Raw genomic sequence first — 16,061 nt, forward strand, 5'->3', positions numbered from 1 at the left:
GAGATGTCCACCCCGGGGGCGGGACGGTTACGCTGACGACGTGCGCCTCCCGCCCGGTGGCGCAAAGCCGACAGCCGTCGCACCTCAGGGAGCACCTCCATGGCCTCGTTGCCGACCCCGTCCACCGCGCCCGCAGCCCCGGCCGACAGCGCCGCCCGAGCCGCCGCCCTCCGCGAGGCCCTCGCGACGCGCGTGGTCGTCGCCGACGGCGCGATGGGCACGATGCTCCAGGCACAGGACCCGACGCTGGACGACTTCCAGCAGTTGGAGGGGTGCAACGAGATCCTGAGCGTCACCCGTCCCGACATCGTGCGCTCCGTCCACGAGGCGTACTTCTCCGTGGGCGTCGACTGCGTCGAGACCAACACCTTCGGCGCCAACCTCACCGCACTGGGCGAGTACGACGCGGCGGACCGCGTCGTCGAGCTGTCCGAGGCGGGAGCCCGCATCGCCCGCGAGGTCGCCGACGAGTTCACCGCCGCCACCGGGCAGCAGCGCTGGGTGCTCGGCTCCGTCGGCCCCGGCACCAAGCTGCCGACCCTCGGCCACACCACGTACACCGCGATCCGCGACGCCTACCAGCAGAACGCCGAGGGCCTCCTCGCCGGCGGCGCCGACGCCCTCATCGTCGAGACCACGCAGGACCTCCTCCAGACCAAGGCGTCCGTCGTCGCCGCCCGCCGCGCCATGGACGTGGCCGGCTACAGCGTCCCGCTGATCGTCTCCGTCACCGTCGAGACCACCGGCACCATGCTCCTCGGCTCCGAGATCGGCGCCGCGCTCACCGCGCTGGAGCCCCTCGGCATCGACATGATCGGCCTGAACTGCGCCACCGGCCCCGCCGAGATGAGCGAGCACCTGCGCTACCTCGCCCGCCACTCCCGCGTCGCCCTGTCCTGCATGCCGAACGCGGGCCTGCCCGTCCTCGGCAAGAACGGCGCCCACTACCCGCTCACCGCCCCCGAGCTCGCCGACGCGCAGGAGACCTTCGTCCGCGAGTACGGGCTCTCCCTCGTCGGCGGCTGCTGCGGCACCACGCCCGAGCACCTGCGGCAGGTCGTGGAGCGCGTGCGCGGCCTGACGCCGCCGGAGCGCGACCCGCGCCCCGAGCCGGGCGCGGCCTCCCTGTACCAGACGGTGCCCTTCCGGCAGGACACCGCGTACCTCGCCATCGGCGAGCGCACCAACGCCAACGGGTCGAAGAAGTTCCGCGAAGCCATGCTCGACGGGCGCTGGGACGACTGCGTGGAGATGGCCCGCGAGCAGATCCGCGAAGGCGCCCACATGCTCGACCTGTGCGTCGACTACGTCGGACGGGACGGCGTCGCCGACATGGAGGAGCTGGCCGGCCGCTTCGCCACCGCCTCCACCCTGCCGATCGTGCTGGACTCCACCGAGGTGGACGTCATCCGGGCGGGACTGCAGAAGCTCGGCGGCCGTGCCGTGATCAACTCCGTCAACTACGAGGACGGCGACGGCCCGGACTCCCGCTTCGCGAAGGTCACCCGGCTGGCCCGGGAGCACGGCGCCGCCCTGATCGCCCTCACCATCGACGAGGAGGGCCAGGCCCGCACGGCGGAGAAGAAGGTCGAGATCGCGCAGCGCCTCATCGCCGACCTCACCGGGAACTGGGGCATCCACGAGGAGGACATCCTCGTCGACTGCCTCACCTTCACCATCTGCACCGGCCAGGAGGAGTCCCGCAAGGACGGCATCGCCACCATCGAGGGAATCCGCGAGCTCAAGCGCCGCCACCCGAAGGTGCAGACGACGCTGGGCCTGTCGAACATCTCCTTCGGCCTCAACCCCGCCGCCCGCATCCTGCTGAACTCCGTCTTCCTCGACGAGTGCGTCAAGGCGGGCCTCGACTCCGCGATCGTGCACGCGTCGAAGATCCTGCCCATCGCCCGCTTCGACGAGGAGCAGGTCACCACCGCCCTCGACCTGATCTACGACCGGCGCTCCGAGGGCTACGACCCGCTCCAGAAGCTCATGGAGCTCTTCGAGGGCGCCACCGCCAAGTCCCTCAAGGCCGGCAAGGCCGAGGAGCTGGCGGCCCTGCCGCTGGATGAGCGCCTCAAGCGCCGCATCATCGACGGCGAGCGCAACGGCCTGGAGGCCGACCTCGACGAGGCCCTGACCACCCGCAAGGCACTCGACATCGTCAACGAGACCCTCCTCGACGGCATGAAGGTCGTCGGCGAGCTGTTCGGTTCCGGCCAGATGCAGCTGCCGTTCGTCCTGCAGTCCGCCGAGGTGATGAAGACGGCCGTCGCCCACCTCGAACCGCACATGGAGAAGAGCGACGACGGCGGCAAAGGCACCATCGTCCTGGCCACCGTGCGCGGCGACGTCCACGACATCGGCAAGAACCTCGTCGACATCATCCTCTCCAACAACGGCTACAACGTCGTCAACCTGGGCATCAAGCAGCCCGTCTCCGCCATCGTCGAGGCGGCCGAGGAGCACCGGGCCGACGTGATCGGCATGTCCGGACTCCTCGTCAAGTCGACCGTCGTGATGAAGGAGAACCTGGAGGAGCTCAACCAGCGAGACCTCGCCGCCAAGTACCCCGTGATCCTCGGCGGTGCCGCCCTCACCCGCGCCTACGTCGAGCAGGACCTGCACGAGGTGTACGAGGGCGAGGTCCGCTACGCCCGTGACGCCTTCGAGGGATTGCGCCTCATGGACGCCCTCGTCGCCGTCAAGCGCGGCGTGCCCGGCGCGGCACTGCCGGAGCTCCGCCCGCGCCGGGTCCGCGCCACGGCCGCGCCCGTCCAGGAGGAGGCCGCGCAGGACGGTGCGGTCCGCTCCGACGTCGCCACCGACAACCCGGTGCCCGAGCCGCCGTTCTGGGGCACGCGCGTCGTGAAGGGCATCCAGCTCAAGGAGTACGCCTCCTGGCTCGACGAGGGCGCCCTTTTCAAGGGGCAGTGGGGCCTGAAGCAGTCCCGCGCCGGGGACGGCCCCACGTACGAGGAGCTCGTTGAGACCGAGGGCCGGCCCCGCCTCCGCGGCTGGCTGGACCGTCTCCACACCGAGAACCTGCTCGAAGCCGCCGTCGTGCACGGCTACTTCCCGTGCGTGTCCAAGGGCGACGACCTGATCATCCTGGACGAGCGCGGCAACGAACGCACCCGGTTCACCTTCCCGCGCCAGCGCCGCGGCCGCCGGCTCTGCCTGGCGGACTTCTTCCGCCCGGAGGAGTCCGGCGAGACCGACGTGGTCGGTCTCCAGGTCGTCACCGTCGGTTCCCGCATCGGCGAGGCCACGGCCGAGCTCTTCGAGGCCGACGCCTACCGCGACTACCTGGAGCTGCACGGGCTGTCCGTGCAGCTCGCCGAGGCCCTCGCCGAGTACTGGCACGCGCGTGTCCGCGCCGAGCTGGGCTTCGGCGGGGAGGACCCGGACGCGATCGAGGACATGTTCTCCCTCAAGTACCGGGGCGCCCGCTTCTCCCTCGGTTACGGGGCCTGCCCCGACCTGGAGGACCGCGCCAAGATCGCGAACCTGCTGGAGCCGGAGCGCATCGGCGTGCACCTGTCAGAGGAGTTCCAGCTGCACCCCGAGCAGTCCACGGACGCGATCGTGATCCACCACCCGGAGGCGAAGTACTTCAACGCCCGCTGACCCCGCGGCCCCCACCGCCGGTCCCGGCCGCAGCTTCGCGCCGGGCCGCCCCGGGCACGGGAGCGGCCCGGCCCGGCGGGACGGCGCTGCGGTGCCCGCTCCTGCTCGCGGGCCGCGACCCCGGCGCCCGGCGGAGGCCGTCCTGGGAGCGCCGCCGGCCACCGGGTCACACCGACGGCCGTCTCCGCGACCCGGCGCCATCCCCGGACTGCCCCCCGCCCCGGGCGGCACCTCCTGCGGCCCGCCGCCACGGACCGCCCCCCGGAGGGAACGGCCCGCCGGTACGGGCTTCCCGTCAGGGGTCGGCCGTAGAGTTCCCGACGCTGGACGGCCTGCTTCGGTAGGGGACGGCCCGCGGGACCCGGTGCCGCCCACGCTTCCGGTGGAAGCGGCCCGTCGGTATGGGCGTCCCGTCAGGGGTCGGCCCGCCCATGTGGCCTGCCCCGGCACGGCCTGCTTCGGTAGGGGACGGCCCGCGGGACCCCGTGCCGCCCCCCGCCAGGGGTACGCGCTCCGTGGTGGCGCGGCGCCACGCCGTGGCCGCGGGGGCCACGCCCCGGCGCACGCCGACGTACACTGGTCGATCCAGCGCAGGCCGGTCGCATCCGTCCCGCGGGGAGCGCACCACGGCTCCCCGGGGGTCCGCGACCGGCCTTCTCGTCCCTCTTGGAGGTGTGCCGGATGACCAGCACCGTCCCCGCGTCCCCGAGCCGTACCACCGGCGGTTCGGCTCTGCAGGCCGTGTTCCTCGACATGGACGGCACCCTCGTCGACACGGAGGGCTTCTGGTGGGACGTGGAAGTCGCGGTCTTCGCGGACCTCGGACACCGGCTGGAAGAATCCTGGCGCGACATCGTCGTCGGCGGCCCCATGACCCGCAGCGCGGGCTACCTCATCGAGGCCACCGGCGCCGACATCAGCCTCCCCGAGCTCACCACCCTCCTCAACGACCGGTTCGAGGAGCGCATCGACGACGGCGTGCCGCTCATGCCCGGCGCCCGCCGGCTGCTCACCCAGCTCACCGCCCACGCCGTCCCCACCGCCCTGGTCTCCGCGTCGCACCGCCGCATCATCGACCGCGTCCTGCAGTCCCTCGGCCGCGACCACTTCACCGTCACCGTGGCGGGTGACGAGGTCCCCCGGACCAAGCCCCACCCGGACCCGTACCTGCTGGCGGCCCGCAGCGTCGGAGCCGACCCGGCCCGCTGCGCCGTCGTCGAGGACACCCCGACCGGTGTGGCCGCGGCCGAGGCCGCCGGGTGCCGGGTCGTCGCCGTCCCCTCGCTCGCGCCGATCGCACCCGCCGACGGCCGCGCGGTCGTCCGTTCCCTGGAAGAAGTCGATCTCGACTTTCTCCGCTCTCTGATCACCGGAACCGACTGAGCCGCACACCGAGCGTGGCATGCTGAATAGCCGAAAAACCCAGGGCTGCTAAGCGTGTATTCTCCGTGACCCTACGGAAAAGCGACGAACGTGACGTTGCTCACGCACGGTGGTCCCTGCACCGTGTCGGCAAGGGGTGGCATGCCCGGTACGGGCGACTTCGACCGCGTCCTTGTGTCCGGATTGATGAAGCGGTGTACGAAACATTCCTCCGCTACGCAGCCGTACGGGCACCGCGCGCTATCGCGTTCTGATGACCTCTCAACTTCACCCCGGTCCGGGATGAGTGGTGCTGCCACTAATCTTCTGGCGAGCACTGCGCCGCACATTCCCCGTCTTCCGGACCGCGACAGAAGCCACCGGGAACACGGGGTCGACCGTCCGCCGCCCGGCCCGGTCGCCCAGCCCCACAGGGCACCCGCGGCACAGGCTCCGCACACCGCCCCACCCCCCGTGCCGGATCCAGGAGTACGTCCCCCATGAACCGCAAGACCCTGGCGCTCACCGCCGCGGTCGGCCTCCTCGCGCCCCTCCTCGCGGCCTGCGGGAGCGACCCGAGCGGAGCCGCCCGACCGGGCGCCATCGTCGTCGGCACCACCGACCGGTTCACCGTCACCCAGGACGCTCCCGCACCCTTCGACCCCGCCCACGCCTACGACTCCGGCATCTGGAACGTGCTGCGCCAGACGGTCCAGACCCTCATGCGCATCCCGCGCGGCGGCGGGCGCCCCGTCCCCGACGCGGCCTCCGAGTGCCAGTTCACGGACAGCGCCAGCCGGCACTACCGCTGCTTCCTGCGCGAGGACCTCGTCTTCGCCGACGGCCAGCCCGTCACGGCCCAGGACGTCAAGTTCTCCGTCGAACGCGTCCTGGCCATCAAGGCCGACAACGGCGCCGCCGGTCTGCTGTCCACCGTCGACACCATCGAGACCAGGGGCTACCGCGAGGTCGTCTTCCACCTGCGCACCCCCGACGCCACGTTCCCGTACAAGCTGTCCACGCCCGTCGCGGGCATCGTCAGCAGCGACAAGTACGCCCACGACACCCTCCGCGCAGGCTTCCAGGTCGACGGCTCCGGCCCCTACACCATGGAGCCGGTGATGCGCGACGGCAGCCTCAGCAGCGTCGTGTTCAGCCGGAACCCGCGCTACCGGGGCGACGTCGAGATCCGCAACGAGACCGTCGAGCTGCGCTCCTTCCCCGACCCGGGCGCCATGGCGAGGGCCCTCGACGACGGTGCCATCGACATGATGACGCGCACGATGACACCCGAGCAGATCGAGGAACTCGACCGGAAGCCCACCGACGGCATCAAGCTCACCGAGGTCCCCGGACTGGAGATCCGCTACCTCGCCTTCAATACCGAGGCTCCGGAGGTCAAGGACAAGGCCGTCCGCCAGGCCATCGCCTCCCTCGTCGACCGCAACGAGATCGCCGCGCAGGTGTACGGGCCCACGGCCCAGCCCCTGTACTCGCTGATCCCCTCGACGATCGCCACCCACGCCAACGCGTTCTTCGACCGGTACGGAGAACCGAGCCGCGACAAGGCCGCGGCCATCCTCCGCGACGCCGGCGTCGACACACCGGTCAAGCTCACCCTGCACTACACGACGGACCACTACGGGACCGCGACGGCCCAGGAGTTCGCCGCCCTGCGCGACCAGCTGAACAAGAGCGGCCTCTTCGACGCCACCGCGGAGGGCACCGAGTGGTCCGCCTTCCGCGCCGCCCAGAAGCGCGGCGACTACGCCGTCTACGGCCTCGGCTGGTTCCCCGACTTCCCGGACCCCGACAACTACATCGCCCCGTTCCTCGACGGCGACAACTTCCTCAACACGCCCTACGTCAGCGACGAGGCCCGCGACCGGCTCATCCCCGCGTCCCGCCGCGAAGCGGACCGCGCAGCCGCCGCCGGCACCTTCCGCCGGCTCCAGGACATCGTGGCCCGCGACGTGCCGGTGCTCCCGCTCTGGCAGGGCAAGCAGTACGTCGCCTCCCGCGACACCCTCAACGGCGTCGAATGGGCGCTCAACACCTCCTCGGACCTGCAGCTCTGGGAGCTCGGCCGAGGAACCACCTGACCCCTGCTGTACCCGGGCCGTACCCCCAGCCCGGTCGTTCGAGAAATCCAGAGGCAAGGTTCCAGTGAAGGCACACACCAAGTGGCTGACGGCCCCGCTCGCCGCGGGGCTCGCCGCCGCCACCCTCAGCGGCTGCGGCACCGACGACGGCGCTGCCGCGGGCGGCGAGGGCAGGGTCGTCATCGGCATGTCCGACGAGGTCATGGCCACCGACCCGGCAGCCGGCTACGACCCGGGCTCCTGGCTGCTGTTCAACAACGTCTTCCAGTCCCTGATGAGCTTCCCCAACGGCGGCACCGAGCCCCAGCCGGAAGCCGCCGAGAACTGCGACTTCGACAAGGGCGCCAGCACCGTCTACCGCTGCACCCTGCGCGAGGGCCTGAAGTTCAGCAACGGCAACCCGCTCACCGCCGAGGACGTCAAGTTCTCCTTCGAGCGCGCCCTGAAGATCGACGACCCGAACGGCCCCGGCCCGCTGCTGTCGACCATCGACCACATCGAGACCCCGGACGAGAAGACCGTCGTCTTCACGCTGAAGGTCCCCGACGCCACCTTCCCCAGCAAGATCGCCTCCGGTGCCGGCTCCATCGTCGACCACCGCGAGTACCCGGCCGACGCCCTGCGCACCGACGGCAAGGCCGTCGGCTCCGGCCCCTACAAGCTGGACTCGTTCAGCGCCGAGGAGGCCGTGTTCTCCGTCAACGGCACCTACCAGGGCAACGCGAAGGTCCGCAACGGCGGCGTGACGCTGAAGCTCTACCAGGGCGACCGCAAGGCCCTCGCCGACGGCCTGCTGAACGGCGACATCGACGTCGCCTACCGCGGCCTCGCCGCCGCCGACATCAAGAACCTCAACGGCTCCCCGACCGCCGGCCAGAAGGGCATCGAGGTCCAGGAGGGCTCCAGCGCCGAGGTCCAGCACCTGGTCTTCAACATGAAGGACCCGGTCGCCGGCAAGCTCGGCGTCCGCCAGGCCGTCGCCTACCTCATCGACCGCGACGCCCTGGTCACGGACGTCTACCAGTCCACCGCCACCCCGCTCTACTCGATCGTCCCCGCCGGCATCCTCGGCCACAACACCGCCTTCTTCGACAAGTACGGCGACCAGCCGCAGCCCGCCAAGGCCAAGAAGGCCCTGGCCGACGCCGGCTTCGAGGACGGCAAGGTCAAGCTGACCCTGTACTCCACCCCCAACCGCTTCGGCCCCGGCACGGACGAGCAGATCCAGACCATCGCCAAGCAGCTCAACGACAGCGGCCTGTTCCAGGCCGAGGTCAAGTCCGTCGAGTACGAGCAGTACGAGAAGGACATCGCCGCGGGCAAGTGCGGCATCTACGTCAAGGGCTGGGTCCCGGACTACCCGGACCCGGACAACTTCACCCAGCCGTTCTTCGGCGACGGCAACGTCCTCGGCAACCACTACGAGAACAAGAAAATCACCGACAAGATCATCCCGGACACCGCGGCCGCCGCCGACCGCACCTCCGCCCAGGAGGCCTTCGGCACGCTGCAGAACCTCGTCGCCGACGACCTGCCGATCCTGCCGCTCTGGCAGGCCAAGCAGTACGCCGTCGCCTACAACACCGTCTCCGGCCTGGAGTGGACCCTCGACGCGTCGACCGTCTTCCGCTTCTGGGAGATCAAGAAGGGCTGACCCGCCCTGCGCCCACCGCGCACACGACACGGCGGCCGCCCCGGGAACCCTCCCGAGGCGGCCGCCGCCGTCACCAGGACTACTGCGCCCCCGGGCGCACCAGACCGCTCTCGTACGCGTACACCGCGGCCTGCACCCGGTCCCGCAGCCCCAACTTCGTCAGCACATGACCCACGTGGGTCTTCACCGTCGTCTCCGACACGAACAGATCCGCCGCGATCTCCGCGTTCGACAGGCCCCGCGCCACCAGCTTCAGCACCTCCACCTCACGCTCCGTCAAGGTGTTCAGCGCGTCGGGGACCGGCTCCTCACCCGACGGCAGATGCCCCGCGTACTTGTCGAGCAACCGCCGCGTGATGCTGGGCGCCAGCATCGCCTCACCGGCCGCCACCACCCGGATCGCCTGCACCAACTCCTGCGCGGGGGCATCCTTCAGCAGGAAACCGCTCGCCCCCGCCTTCAACGCCTCCACCACGTACTCGTCCAGGTCGAACGTCGTCAGCACCAGCACCTTCGCCGGACCGTCCCGCCCCGGACCGGTGATCTGACGCGTCGCCTCCACCCCGTCCATCCGGGGCATCCGGATGTCCATCAGCACCACGTCCGGCTGCAACGCCCGCACCTGGTCGAGGGCCTGGAGACCGTCCCCGGCCTCACCGACCACCGCCAGGTCCCCCTCGGCCTCCAGAATCATCCGGAACCCGGTACGCAGCAGTGGCTGGTCATCGACCAGCAGGACGCGGATAGCCACGGAAACTCCTTAACAGATCACGGGACCCGCCCCATTCTGCCCCCACCCGCCCCCGCGCACCCACCGCGCCTCACGCCTCCGCACCACCCGCGAGCAGCGGGTACACCGGCGGAGCGCCCCCGAACTCCGGACACAGCGCCTGGTGGTCGCACCACCCGCACAGCCGAGTCCGCCGCGGCCGCCAGTCACCCGTCTCCGTCGCCCGCCGGATCGCCTCCCACAGCGCCAGCAGCCTCCGCTCCACCCGCCGCAGGTCCGCCTCCACCGGGTCGTACGTGATCACGTCACCGCTGCCCAGGTACACCAGCTGCAACCGGCGCGGCAGCACACCCTTCAACCGCCGCACCACCAGCGCGTAGAACACCATCTGGAACCACGCCTCGTCCGCGTACTCCGGCCGCGGCGCCCGGCCCGTCTTGTAGTCGACGATCCGCACCTCACCCGTCGGCGCCACGTCCACCCGGTCGATCACCCCGCGCAACCGCAGCCCCGAATCCAGCTCCGCCTCCACGGACAGCTCCCGCTCGGCCGGCTCCAGGGACGTCGGGTCCTCCAGCGCGAACCACCGCTCCACCAGGCCCTCGGCCTCCCCGAGCCACTGCGCCAGCCGCTCACCCTCCGGGTCGTCCGCGAACAGCTCCCCCAGCTCCGGCCGCGACTCCAGCAGCCGGTCCCACTGCCGAGGCACCAGCGCCCGCGCCCGCGGAGCCGTGCGCTCCGCAGCGGGCGCGTCGAACAACCGCTCCAGCACCGCGTGCACCAGCGTGCCGCGCGTCGCCGCCTCACTCGGCTTCTCCGGCAGCCGGTCGATCACCCGGAACCGGTACAGCAGCGGACACCGCATGAAGTCGCTCGCCCGTGAGGGCGACAGCGACGACGGCGGCCGCGGCCCCGACGGCTCCTGCGGCCGGGGCACCGCGGGCTCCTGCGCCCGCGAAGCAGGCGCCTCCGGGCTCGGCGCAGGCGCCTCCGGGCTCGTCGGGGAAGGCTGCGGGCTCGTCGTCATGACTCAGACCCTACGGCCCGCCACTGACAGCGAGCGACATACCATCGACGGCAGACCCCCACGCACTGCATGATCGAGCAGGAAACACCCTCACGCTCCACATCGAAGGGAACCCGTGAACCAGGACGACGAGAGCGGCGGCCGCAAGCCCCCGCGGTCCGACACGGCAGGCACCACGCGCGACACCGCAGGGCCGCGCCGCGCCGGCGAGCCCGGCGGCGGCATCCTCATGGGCCGCGCCTTCGGCGTGCCCATTTACGTCGCCCCCAGCTGGTTCCTCGTCGCCGCCCTCATCACCTGGGTCTTCGGCAACCAGCTGGACCGCGTCCTGCCCGAGCTCGGCGCCGCACGCTACCTCGTCTCCCTCTTCTTCGCCGTGGCCTTCTACGGCTCCGTCCTCGTCCACGAGCTCGCCCACACCGTCGCCGCCCTCCGCTTCAAACTGCCCGTCCGCCGCATCCGGCTCCAGTTCTTCGGCGGCGTCTCCGAGATCGAGAAGGACTCGGACACCCCCGGCCGCGAGTTCGTCCTCGCCTTCGTCGGCCCCCTGCTCTCCCTCGTCCTCGCCGCCGTCTTCTACGCCGGGATGACCGCCGTCGAACCAGGCACCGTACCGGGCGTCCTGCTCGCCGGCCTGATGATCTCCAACCTCATCGTCGCCGCCTTCAACCTGCTCCCCGGCCTCCCCCTCGACGGCGGCCGCATGCTCCGCGCCGTCGTCTGGAAAATCAGCGGCAAACCCATGACCGGCACGGTCGCCGCCGCCTGGGTCGGCCGCGCCCTCGCCGTCACCGTCCTCATCGGCCTGCCCCTCCTCACCCACACCGGCGCCCTCGGCTACCCCAGCGACCAGGTCAGCGGCATGGACACGCTCATGGACGCGCTCCTCGCCGCCATCCTCGCCGCCATCATCTGGACCGGAGCAGGCAACAGCCTCCGCATGGCCCGCCTGCGCGAACACCTCCCCGAACTGCGCGCCCGCGCCCTCACCCGCCGGGCCGTCCCCGTACCCTCCGAGACCCCGCTCTCCGAAGCCCTCCGCCGCGCCAACGACGCCGGCGCCCGCGCCCTCGTCGTCGTCGACGGCCACGGCAGGCCCACCGCCCTCGTCCGCGAGGCCGCCATCGTCGGCATCCCCCAGCACCGCCGCCCCTGGGTCGCCGTCAGCGGACTCGCCCAGGACCTCACCGAAGACATGAAGGTCCCCGCCGAACTCGCCGGCGAAGCCCTGCTGGAGAAGCTCCGCGAGACCCCCGCCACCGAGTACCTCGTCGTCGAGGACACCGGCGAGATCTACGGCGTCCTGTCCACCGTCGACGTCGAACGCGCCTTCGTCCGCGCCATGGCCCGCCCCGCCACCCCCTGACGGCCCCCACCCCGCCCCCGGCCGGAAGAGCCCCCGCGGCCCGGTACCCTGGTCACATGTCCGAACCGACCGGTGCCGCCCGCCGTCGCGGGCCCTTCAAGGTCGGGGACCAGGTCCAGCTCACCGACCCCAAGGGACGCCACTACACGTTCACGCTCGAAGCCGGGAAGAACTTCCACACCCACAAGGGTTCCTTCCCCCACGACGAGCTGATCGGCGCCCCCGAGGGCAGTGTCGTCCGTACCACGGGAAACGTCGCGTACCTCGCGCTGCGCCCCCTGCTCCCCGACTACGTCCTGTCCATGCCCCGCGGGGCCGCCGTCGTCTACCCGAAGGACGCGGGGCAGATCCTCGCCTTCGCCGACATCTTCCCCGGCGCCCGGGTCGTCGAGGCCGGCGTCGGCTCCGGCTCGCTGAGCGCCTTCCTGCTGCGCGCCATCGGCGACAGCGGCATGCTGCACTCGTACGAGCGCCGCGAGGACTTCGCAGAGATCGCCAAGGCCAACGTCGAACGCTACTTCGGCGGACCCCACCCGGCCTGGCAGCTCACCGTGGGCGACCTCCAGGACAACCTCAGCGACACCGACGTCGACCGGGTCATCCTGGACATGCTCGCCCCCTGGGAGTGCCTGGAGGCCGCCTCCAAGGCCCTCGTGCCCGGCGGCATCCTCTGCTGCTACGTCGCGACCACCACCCAGCTCGCGCGCACCGTGGAGTCCATCCGCGAGACCGGCTGCTACGCCGAGCCGCAGCCCTGGGAGACCATGATCCGCAACTGGCACGTCGAGGGACTCGCCGTCCGCCCCGACCACCGCATGATCGGGCACACCGGCTTCCTCGTCACCGCCCGCCGCCTGGCCGACGGCGTCGAGCCGCCCATGCGCCGCCGCCGACCCGCCAAGGGCGCGTACGGCGAGGACTACGAGGGCCCCAACAAGGGCTGACGCCCGAGCCGGAGCCGCACGCCCAGCCCCGAGCCCCCGTCAGCACGGCAACACCACCGCGCCGCCGCCCGGTTCCCGCCTCCACACGGGAACCGGGCGGCGGCGCCGACACATTGGCGACCGGCCCGCCGCCCACCCGACCGGACGGCAGCCCCCCCTGTTCCCTGCCCCTGTGACGTATGGCACGATGCAGCCCACCCCTCCACGCACCGTCACAGGAGACCCCCCGCGTGCAGCCCGCCGCCCTCCCGGACCTCGCGCACACCCCCGGCCTGGCGCACACCCGCGCCCGCCCCGTGCACTGGCTCACCACCGCCGCCGCCGTGGCAGGCGTCATCGCCCTCGCCGGACTACTGCAACCCCGGACCGCGACCGCCACCCACCCGGGCGGTGACACCTCCGTGCCCGCCCCCGCTCCGGCCCCCGACGCCCAGGCGGTCACCTACCCCCTCGACTGCGCGGGCGCCCCCGTCGCCGTCGCCGCCACCGCCACCGGCGACCTCGACGGCGACGGCCGACCGGAGACCGTCACCTCCGCACACTGCCAGGCCGGCTCCGGCACCCCGCCACACGGCCTGTACGTCCTCACCCACGGCCAGGGCGCCACCGCGCCCCGGCTCGTCGCCACCCTCGTCGAACCAGCCCAGGGCCTCACCACCACCCGGCTCGCCGTCCGCGACGGAACGATCACCGTGACCCTGCTCGGCTACTCCGCCCCCGACGTGCCCCGCTGCTGCCCCGACCGCAACGAAACCGCCAACTGGCGATGGGCGGCCGGGACGTTCCTGCGGACGACCACCGACACAGAAGGTCAATAAGCCGTCACTCCGCGTCCGGCCCGTACACCTCGACGCTGTCCGAAACGCGCCGTACGTGGATGCACTCGCCCGGGCACTCCCGGGCCGAGTCCACCACGTCCTGAAGCAGCGGAAGCGGAACCGGAGCCGTCGCCCCCGGATCCTGCAACAACTCGTCCTCCGCGCCCTTCACGTACGCCAGACCGTCGATGTCCAGCTCGAACACCTCCGGCGCGTACTGCGCGCAGATCCCGTCCCCCGTGCACAGGTCCTGGTCGATCCAGACCTCCAGAACCTCTCCGGTAGCCGTGGAAGGAGCCTCGTGCTGCGCGGTCATATGCCTGCCGTTTCCTGCGTCAAGTGAACCATCGTCAGACAAGTCGGGCCCCGCCTGACGGGTGTTGGCCACCGACGACGATACAACCGGCCGCTTTTCGATGTTGAAGGGTGGGTATTCCCTTGACACGAGGGAGAGCGCAAGGGTGAAGATCGGACACACCCCCGGAGTCTTCGTGATCTAGGGGTTTCAATCACCACCCACGCAGGTAGGGTCTGGAAGCGTCCAGCTCCCCTTGGAGGAGGTGAGGACCGTGGCAGCCCACGACGACGACATCAACCGCGGCATCCGGCCGGGGCGGGGGTCTGATGACCCTGCCGGACAGGTCGCCTACCTAGAGCAGGAAATCGCCGTCCTGCGACGCAAGCTCGCCGACTCTCCGCGGCACACGAGGATTCTCGAAGAGCGGATCGTCGAGCTGCAGACCAACCTGGCCGGCGTGTCCGCACAGAACGAGCGGCTCGCCAGCACGCTCCGTGAAGCCCGCGACCAGATCGTGGCCCTCAAGGAAGAAGTCGACCGGCTCGCACAGCCGCCCGCCGGCTTCGGCGTCTTCCTCCAGGCCAACGACGACGGCACCTGCGACATCTTCACCGGAGGCCGCAAACTCCGCGTGAACGTCAGCCCGAGCGTGGACCTCGACGAGCTGAAGCGCGGCCAGGAGGTCATGCTCAACGAAGCGCTCAACGTGGTCGACGCCATGGAATTCGAGCGCGCCGGCGACATCGTCACCCTGAAGGAGATCCTGGAGGACGGCGAACGCGCGCTGGTCCTCGGCCACACCGACGAGGAACGAGTCGTACGGCTCGCCGAGCCCCTGCTGGACGCCACGATCCGGCCCGGCGACGCCCTGCTGCTCGAACCCCGCTCCGGATACGTCTACGAAGTCGTCCCCAAGAGCGAGGTCGAGGAACTCGTCCTCGAAGAGGTACCCGACGTCGACTACAACAAGATCGGCGGCCTGGGCAACCAGATCGAGCTGATCCGCGACGCCGTCGAGCTCCCGTACCTCTACCCCGACCTGTTCCAGGAGCACGAGCTGCGCCCGCCCAAGGGCATCCTGCTCTACGGACCGCCCGGCTGCGGCAAGACCCTCATCGCCAAGGCCGTCGCGAACTCGCTCGCCAAGAAGGTCGCCGAGGTCACCGGCCAGCCCGCGGGGAAGAGCTACTTCCTCAACATCAAGGGCCCCGAGCTCCTCAACAAGTACGTCGGGGAGACCGAGCGGCACATCCGCCTCGTCTTCCAGCGGGCCCGCGAGAAGGCAAGCGAGGGCACCCCCGTCATCGTCTTCTTCGACGAGATGGAATCCCTCTTCCGCACCCGCGGCTCCGGCGTCAGCTCCGACGTCGAGAACACCATCGTCCCGCAGCTCCTCGCCGAGATCGACGGCGTGGAGGGCCTGGAGAACGTCATCGTCATCGGCGCCTCCAACCGCGAGGACATGATCGACCCGGCGATCCTGCGACCCGGCCGGCTCGACGTCAAGATCAAGATCGAACGCCCGGACGCCGAGGCCGCCCGGGACATCTTCGCCAAGTACCTCACCCCGACCCTGCCCCTCCACGCCGACGACCTGGCCGAACACAGCGGCGACAAGGACGCCGCAGCCGACGCCATGATCCAGTCCGTCGTGGAGCAGATGTACGCGGAGTCCGAGGAGAACCGCTTCCTCGAGGTCACCTACGCCAACGGCGACAAGGAAGTCCTGTACTTCAAGGACTTCAACTCCGGCGCCATGATCCAGAACATCGTGGACCGGGCGAAGAAAATGGCCATCAAGGCCTACCTCGACCACAACCAGAAAGGCATCCGCGTCTCCCACCTCCTCCAGGCATGCGTGGACGAGTTCAAGGAGAACGAGGACCTGCCCAACACCACCAACCCGGACGACTGGGCCCGCATCTCCGGAAAGAAGGGCGAGCGGATCGTCTTCATCCGCACCCTCGTCACCGGAAAGCAGGGCGCCGACACCGGCCGCTCCATCGACACGGTGGCGAACACCGGCCAGTACCTGTAAAAGGGCCAGCCACACCACCAGCGAAACGCAGCACGGCTGCGGATGTCCCGGCGCCCCACGGGGCACGGCATCCGCAGCCGCCTGCTTTCCAC

At 70.9% G+C, this 16,061-nt stretch carries 11 protein-coding genes; 8 read left to right on the plus strand and 3 right to left on the minus strand.

What is annotated here, in order from left to right:
• The first annotated feature begins 99 nt into the window (after positions 1-99).
• From metH to BJP40_RS27375, 4 genes are all read left to right on the plus strand, one after another.
• A complete protein-coding gene (gene metH / locus BJP40_RS27360; RefSeq protein ID WP_071283085.1) occupies positions 100-3,630 on the plus strand; it encodes a methionine synthase in 3,531 nt (1,176 codons plus the stop codon).
• Positions 3,631-4,311: 681 nt separating this feature from the next.
• Positions 4,312-5,013, plus strand: a complete 702-nt coding sequence (locus tag BJP40_RS27365; protein WP_071266214.1) for an HAD family phosphatase — start codon at positions 4,312-4,314, stop codon at positions 5,011-5,013.
• Between the two features lie 479 nt (positions 5,014-5,492).
• On the plus strand, positions 5,493-7,094 hold the full coding sequence (locus BJP40_RS27370) for an ABC transporter substrate-binding protein (protein ID WP_071283086.1): 1,602 nt from the start codon (positions 5,493-5,495) through the stop codon (positions 7,092-7,094).
• 64 nt (positions 7,095-7,158) lie between these two features.
• Positions 7,159-8,748 carry an ABC transporter substrate-binding protein gene (locus tag BJP40_RS27375; protein ID WP_071283087.1) on the plus strand — a complete coding sequence of 530 codons (1,590 nt, stop codon included), beginning with the start codon at positions 7,159-7,161 and terminating at the stop codon, positions 8,746-8,748.
• 79 nt (positions 8,749-8,827) lie between these two features.
• Here the strand turns inward: BJP40_RS27375 and BJP40_RS27380 are convergent, their stop codons facing one another.
• Complete coding sequence (locus tag BJP40_RS27380) at positions 8,828-9,499, minus strand: response regulator transcription factor (RefSeq protein ID WP_071266208.1); 672 nt, start codon at positions 9,497-9,499, stop codon at positions 8,828-8,830.
• Between the two features lie 70 nt (positions 9,500-9,569).
• Complete coding sequence (locus BJP40_RS27385; protein ID WP_079171510.1) at positions 9,570-10,505, minus strand: PD-(D/E)XK nuclease family protein; 936 nt, start codon at positions 10,503-10,505, stop codon at positions 9,570-9,572.
• Between the two features lie 115 nt (positions 10,506-10,620).
• On the opposite strand from BJP40_RS27385, the gene BJP40_RS27390 reads away from it, so the two are divergent.
• The 3 genes from BJP40_RS27390 (at position 10,621) to BJP40_RS27400 (ending at position 13,633) form a co-directional block, all read left to right on the plus strand.
• The gene (locus BJP40_RS27390) at positions 10,621-11,871 is read left to right on the plus strand and encodes a site-2 protease family protein (RefSeq protein WP_071283089.1); all 1,251 of its coding nucleotides are present in this window, start codon (positions 10,621-10,623) and stop codon (positions 11,869-11,871) included.
• Between the two features lie 56 nt (positions 11,872-11,927).
• Entirely contained in the window at positions 11,928-12,815 is an 888-nt protein-coding gene (locus BJP40_RS27395) for a tRNA (adenine-N1)-methyltransferase (RefSeq protein ID WP_071283090.1), read from the plus strand.
• A gap of 230 nt (positions 12,816-13,045) precedes the next feature.
• On the plus strand, positions 13,046-13,633 hold the full coding sequence (locus BJP40_RS27400; RefSeq protein ID WP_071283091.1) for a hypothetical protein: 588 nt from the start codon (positions 13,046-13,048) through the stop codon (positions 13,631-13,633).
• Between the two features lie 4 nt (positions 13,634-13,637).
• On the opposite strand, the gene BJP40_RS27405 is transcribed toward BJP40_RS27400, so the two are convergent.
• Positions 13,638-13,949 carry a ferredoxin gene (locus tag BJP40_RS27405; protein WP_071283092.1) on the minus strand — a complete coding sequence of 104 codons (312 nt, stop codon included), beginning with the start codon at positions 13,947-13,949 and terminating at the stop codon, positions 13,638-13,640.
• 253 nt (positions 13,950-14,202) lie between these two features.
• Between BJP40_RS27405 and arc the strand changes: the two genes are divergently transcribed.
• Entirely contained in the window at positions 14,203-15,969 is a 1,767-nt protein-coding gene (gene arc, locus BJP40_RS27410; RefSeq protein ID WP_071265983.1) for a proteasome ATPase, read from the plus strand.
• The last annotated feature ends 92 nt before the right edge of the window (positions 15,970-16,061 follow it).

The organism is Streptomyces sp. CC53 (assembly GCF_001865245.1).
Taxonomy (GTDB): Bacteria; Actinomycetota; Actinomycetes; order Streptomycetales; family Streptomycetaceae; genus Streptomyces.

Coding starts and splice junctions, on each gene's coding strand:
- metH (WP_071283085.1), top strand. CDS start 100: ATGGCCTCGTTGCCGACCCCGTCCACCGCGCCCGCAGCCCCGGCCGAC.
- BJP40_RS27365 (WP_071266214.1), top strand. CDS start 4,312: ATGACCAGCACCGTCCCCGCGTCCCCGAGCCGTACCACCGGCGGTTCG.
- BJP40_RS27370 (WP_071283086.1), top strand. CDS start 5,493: ATGAACCGCAAGACCCTGGCGCTCACCGCCGCGGTCGGCCTCCTCGCG.
- BJP40_RS27385 (WP_079171510.1), bottom strand. CDS start 10,505: ATGACGACGAGCCCGCAGCCTTCCCCGACGAGCCCGGAGGCGCCTGCG.
- BJP40_RS27395 (WP_071283090.1), top strand. CDS start 11,928: ATGTCCGAACCGACCGGTGCCGCCCGCCGTCGCGGGCCCTTCAAGGTC.
- BJP40_RS27405 (WP_071283092.1), bottom strand. CDS start 13,949: ATGACCGCGCAGCACGAGGCTCCTTCCACGGCTACCGGAGAGGTTCTG.